This is a genomic window from Malacoplasma penetrans HF-2 (assembly GCF_000011225.1).
In the GTDB taxonomy this organism is placed as follows: Bacteria; Bacillota_I; Bacilli_A; order Mycoplasmatales; family Mycoplasmoidaceae; genus Malacoplasma; species Malacoplasma penetrans.
On record NC_004432.1, the window covers coordinates 1024629 to 1046802 of the forward strand.

Genomic DNA, 22174 nt, shown 5'->3' on the forward strand with positions numbered 1-22174 from the left:
AAGATACAAACTATTAAAAATTTAATTATGGTTTTATTAATCAAATCTAAATTGTGTAGTTTAAAAACAATGTTATTCTAACTTAAAATAATATCCAATAATGGTGACTGGGAAATTTAGTTATTCATAAGTAATAATTTTTAATAATCAAAAGAAAATATTTTAGATTATGTTATTAATTAAGTAATTGTGCAAAATTTATAAAAATAAAAAATGTGAGACAAGAATTTCATATCTCACATTTTTTGATTAATAAATTATTAAAACTATTTCAGTAATCTTCTAATTTTATTTCTTCTAACTATATATAAAGCAATTGCTAAAGAAACTAAAGTAATTCCAACCACACTTGTAATTACAGCAACTGATAAACTCATGTTTCTAATACTTGCAAATTTTGGACTTCAGCTAACTCCAAAAGTTTGTCTAGTACTAATAGAATCATAAGTAGCAGAATGAGCAAAGACACTAAACTCAAACACTTCACCATTTCATCTATAATTTTCAATTCTAATAGTGTCACCTTTTGAAGTATCATAACCATTAATAGTCAAGATACTTAAGATATCAGTTTCAGATAATGAAGCATTAACATTATTATTTGTAATTAATGATCTATAGCTAGTACTACTTCTATCAATTGAAATGTTATATGTACTTCCAATTGGTAATAATCCACCAAATCTTTGATAGATTACACCATTTGTTAATCCCATTTGGTTAGCAAATGGAGTTTGAGAGAATGGAATTAAATTACCAGTACTATCTCTAAAATATCTAGAAACAGATTGAGAGAAATCAATTTTTAATAAGAATGAACCATACTCTTCATCATATGTAGTAATTCCATCTGTTTGATTGTTAGCATCACTACTTGATACAAAACTAACTGTTGGTTCAAATCCCATGGTAGTAATAAGTTGAGAATTGTATAAAGCTGATAATGAGTTTGGATCAAGTGAAGAAACTAAGTTTTCATCATAATCTGAAAATCCACTAACTGTAGTAATGTTGAGAATTTTTTGATCTGGGAAAACATCCTCATTTGGATTTCTGTTACTTTTAATAGTCATTTCAGAACCTGAAAATCTAATAGCACTAGTAGAATAGTTTGTTATCCCATTGTATCTAATTGCAAATTTACTAGGAGTGCTATTTGATAAGTTATTGTATTGAACAATGATAATAATGCTTCCAGTACTATCACTTGGTATTAAAGTAATTGTTGGATCACTTGGATATTTATCATTTTTAGCAATGAAATAACTTTTAACAACTTCTGCACTTCATAATGATGGCAACACATTAGTGTATGTATTAAAGATAGTGTTAACAGAAGATAATGAACCAACATCAACATTTAAAAATTCTGTTTGACTCTCATCACTTACTAAAGATTGTGCTTTAGTAATTAGTTCTCCAATAGCTTCAGTTCTTTGAACTTTATTTTTATCAGCTGTACTATCAGTTTGTCCAGCAAATAAGAATGCATAGTTTGCTGATTCTTTTTTAACATTGTATTGCTTATTGGTTGTCATTGAATAGTTAACAATTGAACCATATGCATTTTTATAACTAATTGTTGCAAATAAAGTAATAGTACCATTAGCACCATTAGAAGATTCGATTACAAAATTAATATCTAATTGACTATCAGTTAAAACCAAAATACTTTGAGGAATAGTAATAATAGAAGTAGCATTCTCTTTTAACATTGTTGTAGTTATTTGAGAAGGTTCATAATTTCTAATAGCTTGAGGTAAGTTAGTAGCTCAAGTTGTAGCTTGTTTAATATTTAGGTACTGAAATTTACCAATTAAATATCCTCTAGATCTTACAGTTGCACTACCATTACCATATCAAGCACCAGTTATAGTATATGGAACTTTTACAAATAATGTTCCTGATAAATCATCAGCAATTAAAATAGCATTTGAAGTTTCTAATGTTACATTTGATAAACTACCATTATTTGTAGTTATGTTCGTAGAGTTTACACTACTCGGTATTGAGCTAGTACTACTACTTCCTGTAATTGTAAATAAAGGTGAAAGTGATCTTGAAGTGTATGTGTTTGTTAAAATACTTCCATTTGTAAAACCAGTTCCTGTAAAATCTGTAGAACCTAAGATATAACCAGTATATCCTCTAGATATTATTTCATTTTGAGATTCAACTGGTACTGCAAATACTTGAGCAGATTTTGCTGAAGTTTCTTTACTAGCAAATACAGATCCTAATGTTGTAGTACTGATTTGCATATTATTAAAACTATTATTAACAGATAAAGAAGTAATGTCTGTGGAGTTTGAAGTTTTAAAATAAATTTGATTGTTACTATCAATAAATGCAGAGTTAACTTTTTCAGTTAGAGCAGTAAAATTACCTAAAGATGAGTTTGAATTAGCATCTAATAAATCTGTAAACTTAGAATTTTGCATTGCTGATTTATTTAAAGAAACACTATAAATTTTATTTTGAATAAAAATTACATAGTCACTATCTCTTTTAAAACCATTTAAATAAATATCTGCAGCTTTAGTATTATTTAAAGAAATAGTTTGAGTAGTGGGTCCTGTAATATTATTTAAATTGTCATCAACAAAATCTAAAGATAAACTAACTGTTACATCAGTTTCAGATGGTGCAGTAGTAGAAGTTACTGCAATTGAATAGTTAGTATCTAAAGGAATAATCCCATATAAATATTTTGAATTCAAAAAACTTGTAGAAGTAACATTACTTTTTACCATCCCAGTTTGTGGCTCTATTACATAAATAGTAGGTTTTGCTATTTTATTATTTCATAAATATACTGAACTATTAAAATCAATAATTTGAATTTTATTAACATCATTACCCACTTTATTAGTTGATACAATTGTTCCGGTTTTTGAAGCAACAATAATTAAATACTGAGTGTCAGTTAAAACATATAAGTTATCAGTCTTATGATTGTATGCTCAATCAACTACTTTAGTACCAGCTTGGGCAAAGTCGATTGTAGAAGAAGTAGAAGTACTAAATCAAGCAGCTGAATAATATCCATCAGATGCACCTAAAGTAATATATCAAGATGGATTACCATATCAATCATTTGCACCGAATGTTTTAGCATCATCAAATAACAAAATAGGTCCATTATCATTAGATAAGTTTTTAAAACTATTTTGTTGATAATAATTTGTAGGAACATTAATTTGTCCATTTACAGTTGTATCAGTTGATAAATTAGTTAATCCACTAGTAGTTGCTTTTGTAATAGCACTAGCATCTAATTCAGAATCAGTTTTAGTAATATTAGATGTATTTTTACTTAGTTGGACAAATCCAACTGAAGATAAAGCAGATACTGCAAATAAAGATGTTAATAATATTTTTTTCTTATTCATAAATAATTACCTTACATTTATTTACTTCTTTTAGAAAAGGCATTAAAAAAAGATAAGTTTTCTCTTACCACATTTTTTGCTTTTTCAAACATAAATAATTATAATTTAAAAATTTTTAAAAATATAGTGGCACACATTATTAATAAAGAAATAAAAAAATGCGAGATAAGAATTTTCTTATTCTCACATTTAATAAATAAGGCAATTAAATTATTTTAATAATTTTCTGATTTTGTTTCTTCTAATTATATAGAATGCAACACCTAAAGAAACTAGAGTAATACCAACAATACTTGTAATTACAGCAACTGATAAACTCATGTTTCTTACACTTGCAAATTTTGGACTTCAACTAACTCCAAAAGTTTGAGTAGTACTAATTGATTCATAAGTTTTAGATTTAGCAAAGATTTGGAATTCAAATACTTCACCATTTCATCTATAGTTAAAGATTGTAATAGTATCACCTTGTGAACTATCATATCCATTAATAGTTAAGATACTTAAAATATCAGTTGATGTTAATGCAGCATTAACATTGTTGTTTGCAATTAATGATCTATAGCTAGTACTATTTCTATCAATTGAAATATTGTAAGTACTTCCAATTGGCAATAACCCTGCATATCTTTGATAGATTACACCATTACTCAATCCCATCTTATCTTTAAATGGAGTATCAGAGAATGGAACAAACTCATCTTTTGCATTTCTTAAGTTAGAAGATACTGATTCAGTGAAATCAATTTTTAATAAGAATGAACCATATTCACTATCATATGTAGTTGTACCTTCAGTCCCACTAGTTTCATCTTGTGCAAATGTAACTTTAGGAGTGAATCCCATTGAACTAATTAAAGGAGAGTTATATAGGTTTGATAATTCACTTGGAGTAATATCTGAAACTAATTTAGCGCCATACTCTCCAAATCCACTAACTGTAGTAATATCTAGAATATTATCTTGTTCTTGTGGGAATGCTGGTTGTCCATTTGGTCTAGTTAAATCTGATTTTTTATTACCTTGGAATTTAACTGTACTTTTAGCATAGCTTGTTATTCCAGTATATCTAATTGCAAATTTACTAGCAGTAGTAGCTGCTAAATTATCATATTTAACGACTATGATAATATTCCCACCATCATCATCAGGAAATAAAGTAATAGTTGGATTATTAGGATATTTGTCTTTTGTAGTAATAAATGAATCATTCACTACATTTGGATTTCATAGTGATGGTAATACATTTGCATATTGAGCTAAGTCACCTTGCAGTGTACCAACATCAACAGTTAAGAAATTATCTGAAGTTGTAGTTACTGAATCTTTTGCCTGAGTTAATAAAGTGCTTATGTCTAAACTAGATTTATCAACTTTATTTTGATCAGCCGTAGTTTGGCCAGCAAATGCAAATGCATAACTAGCTGCTTCTTTTTTAACAGAGTACTCTTTTTCTTGAGACATTTTATAACTAACAATTGAACCATAAGCATTTTTATATGTAATAGTTGCCATTAATTTAATAGTTCCATTGCCACTATTTTTACTTGTTATTACAAAGTCAATATTCAAATTACTATTTTGTAATGCAAGGACACTTGATGGAATAGTAATAATTGAAGTTGCATATCTTTTCAATAATTCAGGGCTAATTTGATTTGGCTCAAGTCTTTTAACAACATCTGGTAAATTTGTTACTCAAGTTGTTGCTTGTTGGATTTGTCTAAAAGTAAATTTACCTATTAGAAATCCTCTAGAATTAAATTCTGAAGATATTGATCCATTGCCATATCAAGAACCTGTTATAGTATATGGAACTCTTACATATAATGTTCCTGCAATATCATCTGCAATTAAAGTAGCATTAGAATTTTCAAGTGTTACATTAGATAAATTACTACTACCTTTTGCAATGTTAGTTGTATTTACACTACTAGGAATAGAACTATTACCTGCATTTGAAACATTAAATATTGGTGCACTAGATAGGGAAGTCATTCTTTGAGAAAGAACACTACCATTTAAAAATCCAGTACCTATAAATCCATCTCAACTTAATACATATCCTGTAAAAGCACGAGATATTACATCTTCACTAGTACTTGAATTTGCAACTGGGAAAATTTGTGTTTTCTTTGCTTTTTCTGCATTACTAGCAAAAGTAGTATTTAATCCAGTTGGAATTTGCATTGTTATAAATCCATTTGATACAGATAATGTATTAATGTTTTCTGAATTAGTTGCTTTAAAATATATTTGACCATTTGCATCTAAAAATGCTGAATTAATGTCATCAGAACCGCTAGTTAATGAAAAATTACCTAATGCTGGGTTTTTAGAATTGTCTAATAAATTTGTAAAGCTAGAATTAGACATTAGTGATTTATTTAAAGAAACACTATAGATTTTATTTTTAATGAAAATTACATAGTCACTATTTCTTTTAAATCCATTAATGTAAATAGAACTAAGTTTAGTGCTAGATAAAGAAATATTTTCTGTAGGTGACCCAGTAATTTTGTTTAAATTGTCATCAACAAAATCTAAAGATAAAGAAATAGAAGAATCAGTATCAGATGGTTCACTTGTAGATGTCACAGCTATTGTATAGTTAACATCCAAAGGAATTAATCCATATAAATGTTTATTAGATAAATGTGTTGAAGTGTTACCATTAGTATTTGACAATTTACCAGTTTGTGGTTCAACAGAATAAAATTTTCCAGTTTTGTCTTTACTATTTCATAAATAAACAGAACTATTAAAATCAATAATTTGAATTTTATTAACATTATTATTGACTTTATTTGTTGATACAACTGTTCCAGTTTTAGAAGAGACAATAATTAAATATTGTGTATCTGTTAATACATATAAGTTATCTGTTTTGTGATTGTATGCTCAATCAACAACTTTAGTACCAGCTTGGGCAAAATCAATTGCAGAAGAAGTTGATGTACTAAATCATGCAGCAGAATAATATCCATCCGTTTTACTAGTTGCTGAATTTAAAGTAATATACCATGCAGGATTCCCATATCAATCAGTTGCACCAAATGATCTTGCATCATCAAATAATAAAATAGGTCCATTATCATTAGATAGGTTTTTAAAACTATTTTGTTGATAATAACTTTGAGGAATAGACACTTGAGAATTTTGACTAGCTTCAGCACTTAAATCTTTTAGTCCACTATCTGCAGCTTTGGTATTAGCATCCAATCTAGAACCAATTTTAGAGGAATCTAGACTTGTTGTCTTACTTAACTGAACAAAACTTACTGCTGATAAGGTTGATGTTGCAAGTAACAAGGAAGATATTAGTATTTTTTTATTCATAATTTTACCTATGAATTTAACTAAGAGTTTATTATGTTAAAGGTTTAAATATAAAAACCCACAAGACATAACTTAGTTAAATCTTTCTTTAACTCATAAGTATTTTAATTTATACAATTATCAAGATATGAAACCCACAAGCATTAGTAAAAAAATACTTGCTTAAAATTAAGCAAGAAAAATATAAATTAATATTTACTGATAAATTGAAATGAACAAAATAAAAAAACCTTTGTTAATAATTTTATTAACAAAGGATAATTATTAATTTATTTTGACTACTTCAATTTTATCTAAATGTTTAGCTAAATCTTCTCTACTAGCAAGTCATTTACTTTTAACTGTACCAATTGAAAGTGATGTTGCTTGCTTTAATGAATCTAATACATTATTAGATTTTAAATATAGTGCTGCAAAAGAAGAAATTAGTGTATCACCAGCACCTACTGTACTTACTACATCTTTAATTGGTTGAATAGTAGATTTATAGATTTCATTTTTATCATTAATTAAATACGAACCTTTAGCTCCATTAGAAACCATAGCATTGATACAACCTTTTTCTTTTAACAATAATAAAGAACTTTTAATTTGTTCTTCATTATTGATTTTGATAGATAAGATTCTTTCTAATTCATCTAAGTTAGGTTTAATTAAATAAGGTTGGTATTTAATTAATTCAAGCATATTAGAAGAATCAATATCTAAAATGAATTTAATTTTTTTATTATTAAGTTTTTTAACAATCTCAATTAAATAAGATTCATCACAGATTCCCATGATTAGTACAATATCATCTTGGTTTAAAGAATCTAAGATTGTATTTAATTTATTAAATTCATTATTAGTAATTTCAGGTTTTTTACCATTGATTTCAAATGAGTGGTTATTTGAAAACATTTTTACATTAATTCTTGTTGGTTCATTAACATCAATGTTTACTAGTTCTAATCCCTCTTTTTTTAATAATTCTAAAAATAGATTTTTAACAGGATCTCCTAAAAAACTAATAGCTTTATTTTCAAATCCAATTCTTTTTAAAATTACAGAAGCATTAATTCCTTTTCCACCAGGAAACAATTGATAATCACTAACTCTGTTTAAACCATCACTTACAAAATCTTGCTTTGTATTAATAACATAGTCTATTGAAGGTGAAAATGTTATTGTGTAAATCATATTTTAAATTTAAGCTTTTAACTTCTTTATTACTAAATGTAGTTTGGTTTACTTTGTTTTTCTTTAGTGATTTGAATCAATTTTTCTTTTGTACTTGTTTAACTTCTTCTACATTTTCTTCTTGTTTAGAATCTTTTTTATAAACTTTACTTAATAATCAGATTACTAACATTTCAACAACTGCACCAGCTATTATTGCTAAAATGTAGAAAGTTATTCCAAGACCAATGTTTAATTCATTAGAACCAAATAATGTAGTTTTAACCAATGCAAAAACAAACACACCACCATGAGGAGCAGCTAAAGTAATTGATAATGCTCCAACTAATAAACCAGTAATAGCTCCACCAATTACATTTGCAGGAACTAATAGTTTAGGTTTTTTAGTAGTGAATGGAATTGCACCTTCACTAACAAATGATAGTCCCATAATTCATAATGTAATAGTTGTTTGTCTATCTTCTTTAGTTCAAAGTTTTCTAAAGAATGTTAGAGATAAAGCAATACCAATTGGAGGAACCATACCACCAGCCATACTTGCAGCCATTGCAATTGTAGCTTGACTAGAACCATCAGCTGCTGTTAATGAAACTGTTGAGAATACATATGCAGCCTTATTAATTGGACCACCTAAGTCAAATGCCATCATAGCACCAATAACTAAACCTAGAAGTGCAGAAAGATAAGATTGTCCTTGTAAGATGTTCAAGAATTGTCTAAATCCATAGTTTACATAAATTAAAGGAATGTTAATAATTCAGAATAATGCACCAATAATTAAAGTTCCAAATAAAGGGATAAATAAAATGTTTTTAACTCCATTTAATGATTGCGGTAAGTAAACAAATACATATTTAATAAGAACAATTAAAACAGCAGCCGTTAAAAATGCTCCAATGATACCACCAAAGAATCCACTTTGAGCATCACTTCCAGTAACTTGTTGTAGTCAGTTAATATTCCCAGTATTAATATCAACTGTTGTTACAAATTTACCAATAGACATAAAACCACAAACAAAACCTGGAAGTAATCCAAACTTACCTACCATTCCATATGCTATATAAGCACATAAAATTGGAACTATTACATCAAATGCTAACCCACCAAATAACTTAAATCATTTTGCAATTGGTAGCACTGAACCATAATTTCCGTCCCCTGCATTTTGGATATCAATTAAAAATGCTAAAGCAATCATAATTCCACCAAACACTACAAATGGAAGCATGTAGCTTACCCCATTCATAATTGCTTTATATGATTTTTTACCAAAGCCTTTGAAGGTAATTAAATCTTCTGAACCAATTTCAGTACTATTGCTAGAAGCTTTTTTACCTTCCATCTTCTTTCCTTCTTTATTTAAAGATCTTTTTAATTCTTTAATAGGATCTTTAATAACAGCTTTAGTTCCCATTTCTAATACATTTTCTTTACCAGCAAATCTATCTAATTGGACAACTTTATCAACTGCAATAATAACACCTTTAGCATTATTAATTTCTTCTTGAGTTAAAACATTTTTAGGTCCATCTGTCCCTTGTGTTTCAACCTTTACTTTAATACCTAATTCTTTTGCTCCATCTTCTAATCTTTGAGCTGCCATAAAAGTATGAGCAATACCAGTTGGACAAGCAGTAATAGCTACAACATCATATCCACTGCTTTCACTAGTTTCTTTTTTAGATTCTTGAGTAACTGATTCTTTAGATTCAGATTCAGTATATTCATTAATTAATTTAATTAATGAATCATATGAATTAACTTTTGCTAACTTATCTACAAATTCTTGATTCATAAATAATTTAGAAAGATTTGCAATTACATCCATGTGAGAGTTTTCGCCTTCTTTACTGCTCATAGCAATAAAGAAAACTTTTTCAACAGGAAGGTTGTCTAAGGATTCTCAGTTAACTGGTTTAATATTTGCAAATAGAATTACAGACTTATTCATCACATCATCTCTAATGTGAGGAATAGCTAATCCATTACCAATTCCAGTACTAAATTGGCTTTCTCTTTCTAATGCTTTATTTAAAACTGTTTCTGAATTTTTAGCATATTTCTTTTCAACTAATAAGTTTGCAAAGAAAGACAATGCTTCTTTTTTGTCTTTAAAAGATTTATTGGTAACAACTAAATCTTTTTTAAAAAATTCATTAGTTTTCATTTCTTTCGCCTTTCGTATATATGAAAAAAAGATTTTCATTTTCTAAATTAATCAATTTATCATGATCAGTTACTACCAAGATCTTTTTATTAATTGGTGTAAAGTCATACAAACTTTGCTGATTGATTTTTTGTTTTTCAGCTAACACAACAACTAAATCACTTTTAGAAGCTAAAATCTTTTTTGTTATTCCTTCTCTTTTTTCTGGAGTAGTCAAAATCCCTTTTTCATTAATTCCATTAACTCCCATAAAAGCAATTGGAAAGTTAATTTTATTAATGAAGTCCATATCAATATCTACAATTGATAAAGTTCCTTCTTTAATAGTTCCACCAATTATATTTACATTTTTAAAACCTAAATTAATTGCTCTAGTAGCATTTAAGATTGAGTTAGTATAGATTACTACATCTTTGTCTAAGTAATCTAATAAGAAATAACAACTAGAACCAGAGTCTAAATAGATGGTTTTATATTGACCAACTAATTTAACTGCTTTTTTTGCAATTTCTTTTTTCTGATTTATATTCTCTAATATTTTATTATTAGCATTTGCATCAACATTAGATTTAAGATCATCATTATAGATAATTTCACCAAATGTTCTTCTAATCATATTTTTCTCTTCTAACTTTACTAGGTATCTTCTAGTAGTAGAAAGAGTCAAATTAAACACTTGTTCAATCTCTTTTGGTTTAACAACCTTTTTTTGTTTTAAATACTCTATAATTTTTTGCTCTATTAAAATTGACATATTCACTCCAAAGAGTATTATATATAAACTTTTTTTAAAAGTGAATAATTATAAATAAATTTGAATAAGTTTAAATAAATTGTTAAGGGGAATAAAAAAACAGGATTCCCGATACATCCTGTTAAAAGTCTTTCTTAAACAAATAATGTTAAATGCACATTTGTCCTAAATAAATTACATCTTACCATTCATTTAAGTCCAACCGAATTTTATGCGTTCATTACATTTTATTTATTTAATAAATCTTCATAAATTTACTTTCAAAAAAATATTTCATCTTTCTTTACTTATTAAACTTTGTTTTACCTTCCTTTTCATCAAACATTTCCTGGTCAGAGAAATGTCCTTTTACTCATTCTTATAAAATAAGTTACTTTTCATAAATTATGACTAGTATTTAATTTAGAGCCAATTCTTTAGATAAATTAAACTTTTTATTACTTAACAATTCGCACATTTAAATTTTATTAAAATTTTACTTAATAAGCAAGAAAGCAAAAATCTATTTTCAATTAATTGTGGATTTTACAAGACTTTGTCCCTAAAAAAGACTAATCAATTATTTGTGATTTTGTCCCTCTTGGAGTTTAATCTAGTGAGGTGTTTTTTTATGAAAGAAATAATAAAAAACAATTTAACAAAATTTGAAAATAGTAGGTTCTGAATTTTAGAAGAAATGGGTTCTTTGAATAAAAAAGGAAAGTTAAATCCAAAAACTTTAAGTAATAAAACAGGATATTCAATCAAACAGTCTAGAAGGTTTATAAAAAGTTTTAAAGATAATACTTTTTTGATTAGCCATAAAAACAAAAATAAGGAAAATGTTAACAAAATAAAAGATGAAGTAAAAAGAGCAATTATAGAGAAATATATTGAAGTAACTACTCCATGCAAAGAAATGAGTGATGGTCATTATGAAATGACTCATTTAGATTTTTATTTAGATGAAATAAAAGACAAGTTTAATGTTAAATACGGATTTGTAAATAAACTTCTAAATGAAAATTTTTTACTCACTTCATATTCAAAAAAGACCACAAGAAAAACTATGAAGAAAAAACTTAAAGAAGGCAATTTAGCAGAGTTAAAAATCCAGGAAAAAATTTTGGAATTTCTAAGAAAATATAAACCAACGTACACAGAATATTTAAAAACTAAAAATCCCCCTTATGTAAAACACAACTATGATTTTGGTCACATAGTTGAAGTAGATGCTTGCGTTAGTGTTTGAATAGGAATTAAAAAATACTACATATACCATGCCATTGATGCTGGGACTGGTAAGTTACTAGGTTTTTGAATTGATGATGAGGAAACAAATTTTGGGTATTGTAAACTACTTAAACAGGTCCTAGAAAAGTATGGAGCTCCAAACATTATAAAAACAGATAGAAGAAAAACATTTTGATCTGAAAATTCAGTTACCAATTTAACTTATTGTTTAAATAAACTAGAAATACAAGTTAAGTCAGAAAGCCAACCAACTTTTAAAGCTAATGTTGAAAGATCATTTAAAAATGCACAACAAATTTATTACAAATTATTTTTAAAACATGGTTTGAATACTAAAGAAAAAATACAAAAGAACTATCAGTTAATTGTTGACGCTTACAATCAAAGATATAAAAAGTCTGAAAAAGGAAAAAGAAACCAATTCATAAAAATAAGTAAAGATGATTTAAAAGACTTGTTCTATACAACTAAGATTTGTAAAGTTCTAAAAGGTTTTTATTTTTTCCATAATGGGAAGGCTATGGGTTTGTTCACCAAAGAAGATAAAAGAGTTAATATGAAAAATCAAATCTTATTAAGAACCAACATGTTAACGGGTGAAAAATTTGTACTTGATAAAAATACAAAATATTTTGCCAGAGAAATAAATGATGATTTATTAAACGAATATATAAATGAGATTCATGATAATGAGTTTTTAAAATTAGAAAAAATTAAAAGAAAAAGTATAGCTGCTTCTAAAGCTATTTATCAAAAAAATGAAAACACAAGAATAGCTTTAGAAAGATGAAGCGACAGTTTAAAAGAAAGGGAGGAAAAAATTAAAATTAGAGAAATTGAACTTTCTTTAAATATTTAATTGAGCAATAAAAAGCAAAAACCAAAAATATCAAAAAGCAACTAAATTATATTTTTCTCATTGATATAATTTAGTTGCTCCAAGCTCTATTTAATAGTGACAAAGTCACATAAAATTAACATTAATAAGCAAGAAAGCAAAAATCTATTTTCAATTAATTCATAAAAATAGGTTATTAGAATTTCATCTTCTGTAAAATTAAAAAATAAAAAAATGATAGTCATTTAACTATCATTTTCTAAGATTAAAAGTTTTTAGTTTTAGCAAGAAGTTGCTGTCTTCTTTGCATTCTTCTCTTTCTTTCTTGCTCTTCTTGAAGTCTAGTAGAAAGTTTTTTAGCAATAGTTTTCATATCTCTTCTTTGTTGGATATATCCAAATACTACTACTGGAATAATTAATAGAATCATTGGAACAATTGCTGAAGCTGCAACTACTGCTCAATTAGTTCCAACAGAAGTATCAATTACTCTAGCAAATCCTGTATAAGTTTTTGAGCTTTCTTGTAATACAGTATTTGTAGTTGGATCTAATACTGAAACATTTAAAGTTAATGTTCCTGTATAGTTATCATATGAATAACTTGTTTTAATTTTATAGTTATCAGATGAGTTTGAGATACTGAATAGTTGAGTAAGTAATGCATTATTTTGAGCAGCTTCAGAAGGAATTAATTGTCTTAATGCTGTTAAAGCAGCATTATTACTAGTTCCATCTTCTGCATTAAATGTAATTGTAGGTTGTAATAATGAAGTAGTTCCAAGTCCTGAGATTGTAGTTGAGTATTCTACCAATTGACCTTTCTGTAAAATAACTGCAGTTACAACTAATGTTCCTAATGTATCATCAGCTTGTAAAGTTACAGCTTTTACTAAACTTGGATCTGCTTCAAGTTCTGCATTTAAGTCACTCGATAGATCTGCAAAGTAAGTTAATCTTCTATATAGTGCTTCACGAGTACTTGAACTTGTTCCAGTATCATCAAACTCCCCAGAAGTTGCTGTTGTTACTAATGCACTTGGTAATTTTGCACTATTGTTATTTAAGAAGGCTGAATTTGTATTTGTTTTTCAAACAATCATGTTTGAACTTTGATCACCAGTTGCAAATCCACCAATTGCTCTAGTGAATGTTTTAGTAGATGATATTGAACCATTTTCACTGTAGTTTTTTAACACTACTTCAACTTCTAAAATACCATTCACATTTGAAGGTGTTAAAGTTATTGTTGCTAATCCATTAGCAACTCAAGTTGATAAGTTGGCATTATTACTCAACAATGCACTAGATATAATTTCACTTTGTGTAACTGATGAAGGCAATCTGTTTGCATCAGCTGAATATCCTGTTCCAAAACTAAAACTACTTGTTTGGTTATTTGTACTTATGTTTGTAGATCCAGTTGATGTGTTTTGTTGGAATCCTGTAAATGTTGCAGATAAATTTGTAGAACTAATTCCAGGAAGAGAAGTATTAGTATCAGTTGTTGATAAACTTAAAGTTAAGAAACCTGATCTATCATCATAAGTTGCTTTAACATCTAATTTCTTTTGAACTATTAAATTAGAATAGTAATCTGAAAAGACCGCAAAATGTTGAAGCATTGCAATTTTATCTTTTGTATTTCCATTAAATGTATTTGCAATACTTGAAGCAGATAAGCTTGATATATCTTTTGTATCTATTTGAGTTACTTGGCTAGCTGATTTTCATCCAAAGTAAACACTTTGAGATGCAGAAGCATCTTTCATGAAAATACTAGGTGTAGTAAATGAAACTGTGTAATCTTCATTTGGATCAATTTTAGGGAAAGTTATACTTACAAAAGCATTCCCATCTTTATCATTTGGAACAATTGTTACATTATCACTACTTCCATCTTCATTAAAAGTCGGTAATACTATTGAACCATTTGCAACATTTGATGAGTTTAAAAATGCTGATCCTAAAACCAAGAAATCATCATAGTAGTTTTTAGCTGTAATTTGAGATGGTAGTTTAGTTGAGTATTTGTCAGTTAAAGATTTAACTTTTGCTGAGTTGCTTGAATTTGCAGCATAAGTTGAATCTACTGGAGTAACTGAAGCATTTGAACTTCCATCACTTGCAAACCCAAATCTATTGTATTTAAAGAATGGACTAGTAGAATTTCCATAAGTGAAAATTCAAGTACCTGATGATGCTGATAATGCATTATTTCTTCAGTAATAAGGAACAGCAACATTTATAGTTAATGTTCCAGAAATATCATCACCTGATGCAGTAATTGTAGGATTTACAATGTTTTGCATATTTAAGAATGTTGTAATGAAATTATAGTTATCAGAGTCTCCTGATGAAGAACTATTAATCAAACTAACAATTTGAGAAGGATACATGTCTAATACATATTGAGGTATTGTTAGTTTTGTAAGTTGTGTATAACTATCATAATCTGTATATGCATTAGTACCTTCATTTTGGTTATTAATAGTTCCTACACCATAGTAGAAAGTATAAGTGTATGATCCTATCACCATTGTTGTATATTCTTGAGTAACATTACCACCAGCACTTATTTTTCTTAAGTTTTGTGTAAATACTAAAGTTATTGTGTTGTTAGTGTTTGGATTTAATGGATTAGTAGCACTATCACCAAAATAATAATTGTTATTACTTGGATTAGAACTATCATAATTGTAAATTGATACAGTAACACTAGGGTCAGTTGTTATTTGGCCATCAGTTGAAACTACAGTTAAAAAATCTTTTCATGATGTAGTTGAGTTAATATAAGAAATGAAATCTGTATCAAAAGAACCACCATTACTATTAACTACTCTTTTGAATAAAACAGAAGAATCAACTTCATTTTGAGATTTAAAAATAAAGTCTCCAGCTTTTTCATAAGAATCTGATGAATATAATGAATCTCATTGTCCCACTAAATTACTATCATTCATCTTAACAAATTTACCATCTGTCATTTGCGCATATCAAACAGAAGATAAGTCACTTCCAGATAATGTGTAAATATTGTAAACTGTACCAACATTATAAATAGAGCTACTAAAATCATACATTTCACTAACATATTTAAAATTAGCATCTAATTTCAAAACTTGGTTAGTTGAAGTTAATGCATAGTAACCATAAACATTTTGGTAATCATTTAATGAGTAATATGGAACAATTTGTGAAATGAATCCAGATGTAGAAAATCCACTATATTCATATGCAACTGGTGCTGTAACTTGACTAAAAGCAATTGCATCAAAAGATGCATATCCATATTTAGTTTGATTAGGAATACTTACAACAATATTAATAACTGCAGTTGTAGATGATAATTTAGAGTTGTAATAAATTAGAGTATTAAACAGTTTAGATCCAGTTGTTAAACCAATACTTGAGAAATCAATATTTTGATAATTGCTTGCCTGACTAATAGCAATATTTGTATTAACATTGTTTGTTAATAAATCAGATCTAACTAATAATAGGGATTTACCATCAAGTGTTGTACTATTACTTTGGAAGATAAAGAAAAATCTTGAGTTAATGTTATTAACATAAATTGGTTTGTATACTGGTGAAGAACTAGCTCCATCCATAGACTGTACAAAACTAGAAAAATTGCTAAATGTAATAGTATGTGAAGTAGCAGTTTCTGTTTTACTATTAAATAATGAGTTAGAAACATTAACATAGTTCCCAGTATAATCACTAGTACTATTATTTATATCTCCTAACTGAAGAACTTCCATAGAGTTAGTAGAAACCCCATCCATAACTAGGAAATTATAATCATTTATATTAGTAGAGTCTTTAGATAAAATAGCTGCTAATCTATAACTTCCTGAATTTTTATCTCCAGTAATATCATTAGTAGTTACTAGGTTTCAATTAATTTGGAATAAGTAACTCCCTTTTAAATTTTCACTACCTGAAGTCCCATCAATAGAAGCCAAAACAAAAAGTGAAGGTGGTGAAGAATTACCACCAGCAGAGTGTAACATTGCTTTAAAATTTAAAGTTATACCTGTAGTGTTACTTGCTTCTGTTCCAGTAACTTGCTTAGTCACTAATTTAATTAAGTCATCAGAAGTTACAACCCATTGAGTTGTACCAGGATTAGTTGTGGTTGATGTATTTCCATTAGTGGTTGTAACTTGAGTAGACAAAAATTTAGCAACAGCATCCTTATTATCATATTTTACAAAAGTAGCGTATCCAGCACCTGAACTAGTAGAGTCATCTACTGCAGTATGCTGAACAATAGAAGGAATTGAAACAGTTGAAGTGTCATAATTTGATTGCCCATTTTGCATAGTCATATCAAATGGATAAACTGTTAATTTGGTATTATCAACAGTATTACCATTGGCAACAAAATCATTATTATTATCATTATCTCCCATACCACTAACGGCAGTGTTTTGAGTAGCTAATGAAATAGTCCTAGAACTAATATTATTTTGTGAAAAATCCTTTGATTTTGACAAAGTTTTATCATTATTAATAACAAAGGTAGCAGATGCTCCTGCTAAAATTGATGCTCCAGTAATCATAGTTGCTTTTAATAATTTAGATTTTTTAAATGCACCCATAAATACCAACCCAGAAAAAAGACTTAGGTTTGACCTAATTACTATTATTAAATAATAAAAAATAGTCAAAATCAAATTTCAAAATGCCAATTTTTTACATTTATTTATATTAAATTTTTATTTTTTAAATAAGAGTAAATAAAAAAATGATAGTCATTTAACTATCATTTTCTAAAATTAAAAGTTTTTAGTTTTAACAAGAAGTTGCTGTCTTCTTTGCATTCTTCTCTTTCTTTCTTGCTCTTCTTGAAGTCTAGTAGAAAGTTTTTTAGCAATAGTTTTCATATCTCTTCTTTGTTGAATATATCCAAATAATACTACTGGAATAATTAATAGAATCATTGGAACAATTGCTGAAGCTGCAACTACAGCTCAATTAGTTCCAACAGAAGTATCAATTACTCTAGCAAATCCTGTATAAGTTTTTGAACTTTCTTGCAATACAGTATTTGTAGTTGGATCTAATACTGAAACATTTAAAGTTAATGTCCCAGTATAGTTGTCATATGAATAACTTGTTTCAATTTTGTAGTTATCAGATGAGTTAGAGATACTGAATAACTGAGTAAGTAATGCATTATTTTGAGCAGCTTCAGAAGGAATTAATTGTCTTAATGCTGTTAAAGCAGTATTGTTACTAGTTCCATCTTCTGCATTAAATGTAATTGTAGGTTGTAGTAATGAAGTTGTTCCTAGACCTGAGATTGTAGTTGAGTATTCTACTAGTTGTCCTTTTTGTAAGATAACTGCAGTTACAACTAATGTTCCTAAAGTATCATCAGCTTGTAAAGTTACAGCTTTTACTAAACTTGGATCAGCTTCAAGTTCTGCATTTAAATCACTTGATAGATCTGCAAAGTAAGTTAATCTCCTATATAGTGCTTGTTCTGCGTTTGAACCACTAGTATCATCAAACTCTCCAGAAGTTGCAGTTGTTACTAATGCACTTGGTAATTTTGCACTGTTGTTATTTAAGAATGCTGAGTTAGTATTTGTTTTTCAAACAATCATGTTTGAACTTTGATCACCAGTTGCAAATCCACCAATTGCTCTAGTGAATGTTCTTGTAGATGATATTGAACCACTTTCACTATAGTTTTTTAAAACTACTTCAACTTCTAAAATACCATTAACATTTGAAGGCGTTAAAGTAATTGTTGCTAATCCATTAGCAATTCAAGTTGATAAGTTAGAACTACTTAATAATGAACTAGATAAAATTTCACTTTCAGTAACTGATGAAGGTAATCTAGTTGAATCTGCTTGATAAGATCCAAAAGTAAAATTACTTGTTTGTTCACTAGAAGTAATATTTGTAGATCCATTAGCAGTATCAGTTTTAAATCCTGTAAATGTTGTAGATAAGCTAGTTGAACTAATTCCAGGAAGTGAAACAGTGTTATCTTTTGCAGATAAAGTCAATGTTAAGAATCCTGATTTATCATCATAAGTTGCTTTAATATTTAGTTGTTTTTGTATTAATAAATTAGCATAGTAATCAGAGAAAACTGCAAAATTTTGAAGTGTTGATATTTTATCTCTAACATTACTTCCATTAAAAATAGAAGCAATACCAGAGGCAGATACATTGTTTATATTGTTTGAATCTATTTGAGTAACTTGGCTAGTCGATTTTCATCCAAAGTAAACACTTTGAGATGCAGAAGCATCTTTCATGAAAATACTTGGAGTTGTGAAAGATACTGTGTAATCTTCAGCTGGATCAATTTTAGGGAAAGTTATGCTTACAAAAGCATTCCCATCTTTATCGTTTGGAACAATAGTTACATTTTCACTACTTCCATCTTCATTAAAAGTAGGAAGTTGAATTGAACCACTTGAAATATTAGATGTATTTAAGAATGCTGAACCTAAAACCAAGAAATCATCATAGTAGTTTTTAGCTGTAACTTGAGATGGTAACTTAGTTGAATATTTATCAGTTAAAGATTTAACTTTTGCAGCATTGCTTGAATTTGTAGCATAAGTTGAATCAACTGGAGTAACTGAAGCATTTGAACTTCCATCACTTGAAAACCCAAATCAGTTGTATTTAAAGAAAGGGCTAGTTGAATTTCCATAAGTAAAAATTCAAGTACCAGATGATGCTGATAATGCACCACTTCTTCAGTAATAAGGAACAGCAACATTTATAGTTAATGTTCCGGAAATATCATCACCAGATGCAGTAATTGTAGGGTTTACAATGTTTTGCATATTTAAGAATGTTGTGATGAAATTGTAGTTGTCAGAATCCCCAGAAGAAGAACTATTAATTAAACTCACAATTTGAGAAGGATACATATCAAGTACATATTGAGGAATAGTTAACCCAGTTAATTGACTATAAGTGTTGTAGTCTGCATATGCATTTGTACCTTCATTTTGGTTGTTAATTTTCCCTTCACCATAATAAAAGGTATAAGTGTATGATCCAATAATCATTGTTGTGAATTCATCAGTTACAGTTCCACCAGCGTTTATTTTTCTTAAATTTTGAGTAAAGACTAAAGTAATTGAATTGTTTCCTGATGCTGTAAGTTTATTGGTTGCATTTTGCCCAAAATAATAAGAATCTTTATTAGCATAATTATAAATAGATACAGTAACACTAGGATCTGTTGTAATTTGACCATCTTTTGAAACTACAGTTAAAAAGTCTTTTCAAGATGTAGTTGAATTGATATAAGTATTAAAATCTGTGTTGAAATCAGTAGCAGTATCACTATCTACAATTCTCTTGAATAAAACAGAAGAATCAACTTCATCTTGAGATTTAAAAATAAAATCACCAGCCTTTTCATATGATTCACTAGTATACAATGAATCTCATTGTCCTACTAAATTACTATCATTCATTTTTACAAATTTACCATCTTTCATTTGTGCATATCAAACAGAAGATAAATCACTTCCAGATAGTGTGTAAATATTGTAAACTGAACCAACATTATAAATAGAGCTACTAAAATCATACATTTCACTAACATATTTAAAATTAGCATCTAATTTTAAAACCTGGTTAGTTGAAGTCAAGGCATAATAACCATAAATATTCTGATAATCATTTAATGAATAATATGGAACAATTTGTGAAATAAATCCAGAAGTAGAAAATCCACTGTATTCATATGCTACTGGCGCAGTTACTTGACTAAAAGCAATTGCATCAAAAGATGCATACCCATATTTAGTTTGTCCTGGAATACTTACAACAATATTAATAACAGCAGTTGTAGATGATAGTTTAGAGTTGTAATAAATTAATGTATTAAATAACTTACTATTGTTTTCAAGACCTAAATTAGAGAAATTAAGATTTGTAAAATTGCTAGTATTTGAAATTGTAATATTAGTGTTAACATTATTTGTTAATAAATCTGATCTTACTAAAAGCAATGATTTATCATCAATTGATGATGTATTATCACTTTGGAAAATAAAGAAAAATCTTGAGTTAATGTTATTAACATAAATTGGTTTGTATTTAGGGGATTGATTACTCATTGTTTGAATAAAATTAGAGTATCCGCTAAGAGATATAGTATGAGAAGATTGAGATTCTGAATTACTATTAAATAATGAATTAGAAACATTAACATAGTGACCTTCATAACCACTGTCTGAAGATATTTCTCCTAACTCTATTACTTCCATAGAGTTTGTAGACACACCATCCATGACTAAAAAATTGTAATCTATTATATCAGATGTATCTTTTGATAAAATTGCTGCAAGTCTATAACTACCTGCATCCTTATCACCTGTAATATCATTACTTGTTACCTGATTCCAATTTATTTGGAATAAATAACTACCCTTTAAATCCTGACTATTTGACTGTCCAGTTGCATCTTCTATTGAGGCAAGAACGAAAAGTGAGGGAGGAGAAGAATTTCCTCCTGCTGAATGTAACATTGCTTTGTATTTTAAACTGTACTTAGCTACATCACTGTCATTAAGATCACTATTTTTAACTTTTTTGTGAGCTAATTTTATCAAATCATCAGAAGTAACAACTCACTGTGTTGACCCTGGATTAGTTACAGTTGGTTGTGTTTGACCACTTGTTGTAGATGTAACTTGTGTAGATAAAAATTTAGCAACCGATTCTTTGTTATTGTATTTTACAAAAGTTGCATAACCAGCTCCTGAACTAGTTGAATCATCTATTGCAGTGTGTTGGATTATAGAGGGAAATGAAAAAGTTGAAGTTTCATAACTTCCACTACTTTGAGTCATATCAAAAGGATAAATTTCCATGTTTGAATTATTTATAGAATTATTATTTTTTTCAAAATCATTAGCACTATCAGAATCTGACATACCACTAACTGCAGTTTCTTTATTAGCAGAACTTATAGCTCTAATACTAGAATTTTGTGAAAAACTACTTGAATTTGACAAAATTTTGTCATTATTTATAGCAAAACTGACTGAAGAAGCAGTTAAAACTGCAGCTCCAGCAAAAATAGTAGCCTTTAATATTTTAGATTTTTTGAATATACTCATATCAAAAACACCAACCCTCTAAAAAAGATTAAACTTAGCACAATATCTTTATTAAACAATAAAAAAGAGACAAAATCAAATAAGCAAACTAATTAGTATATAACAATTTTTAAATTTTTTACTAAAAATTTTAAATTAAATAAATAAC

General features: G+C 27.8%; 8 protein-coding genes. 1 reads left to right on the forward strand and 7 read right to left on the reverse strand.

Translation table 4 applies throughout. The features are described 5' to 3' along the window. Positions 1–266: 266 nt before the first annotated feature. The 5 genes from MYPE_RS03995 to MYPE_RS04015 form a co-directional block, all read right to left on the reverse strand. Positions 267–3392, reverse strand: coding sequence for a hypothetical protein (locus MYPE_RS03995; RefSeq protein WP_011077595.1), 3126 nt, complete (start codon positions 3390–3392; stop codon positions 267–269). A 210-nt stretch (positions 3393–3602) separates the two neighbouring features. Next, positions 3603–6731 carry a hypothetical protein gene (locus tag MYPE_RS04000; RefSeq protein WP_044891293.1) on the reverse strand — a complete coding sequence of 1043 codons (3129 nt, stop codon included), beginning with the start codon at positions 6729–6731 and terminating at the stop codon, positions 3603–3605. Positions 6732–6995: 264 nt separating this feature from the next. Then, the gene (locus tag MYPE_RS04005; RefSeq protein ID WP_011077597.1) at positions 6996–7910 is read right to left on the reverse strand and encodes a 1-phosphofructokinase; all 915 of its coding nucleotides are present in this window, start codon (positions 7908–7910) and stop codon (positions 6996–6998) included. Further along, on the reverse strand, positions 7864–10080 hold the full coding sequence (locus MYPE_RS04010) for a PTS fructose transporter subunit IIABC (protein WP_011077598.1): 2217 nt from the start codon (positions 10078–10080) through the stop codon (positions 7864–7866). The genes MYPE_RS04005 and MYPE_RS04010 overlap by 47 nt, the downstream gene beginning before the upstream one ends. Beyond that, the gene (locus MYPE_RS04015; RefSeq protein WP_129374514.1) at positions 10070–10834 is read right to left on the reverse strand and encodes a DeoR/GlpR family DNA-binding transcription regulator; all 765 of its coding nucleotides are present in this window, start codon (positions 10832–10834) and stop codon (positions 10070–10072) included. Before MYPE_RS04015 ends, MYPE_RS04010 begins: the two co-directional genes overlap by 11 nt. A 610-nt stretch (positions 10835–11444) precedes the next feature. Between MYPE_RS04015 and MYPE_RS04020 the strand changes: the two genes are divergently transcribed. Next, entirely contained in the window at positions 11445–12926 is a 1482-nt protein-coding gene (locus MYPE_RS04020) for a transposase (protein ID WP_044891294.1), read from the forward strand. A gap of 244 nt (positions 12927–13170) precedes the next feature. Here the strand turns inward: MYPE_RS04020 and MYPE_RS04025 are convergent, their stop codons facing one another. Both MYPE_RS04025 and MYPE_RS04030 read right to left on the reverse strand, forming a co-directional pair. Continuing rightward, positions 13171–17514 (reverse strand): lipoprotein 17-related variable surface protein, encoded by a 4344-nt coding sequence (locus MYPE_RS04025; protein ID WP_044891295.1) that lies wholly within the window; start codon positions 17512–17514, stop codon positions 13171–13173. A gap of 177 nt (positions 17515–17691) precedes the next feature. After that, complete coding sequence (locus MYPE_RS04030; protein ID WP_011077602.1) at positions 17692–22026, reverse strand: lipoprotein 17-related variable surface protein; 4335 nt, start codon at positions 22024–22026, stop codon at positions 17692–17694. Positions 22027–22174 lie beyond the last annotated feature (148 nt).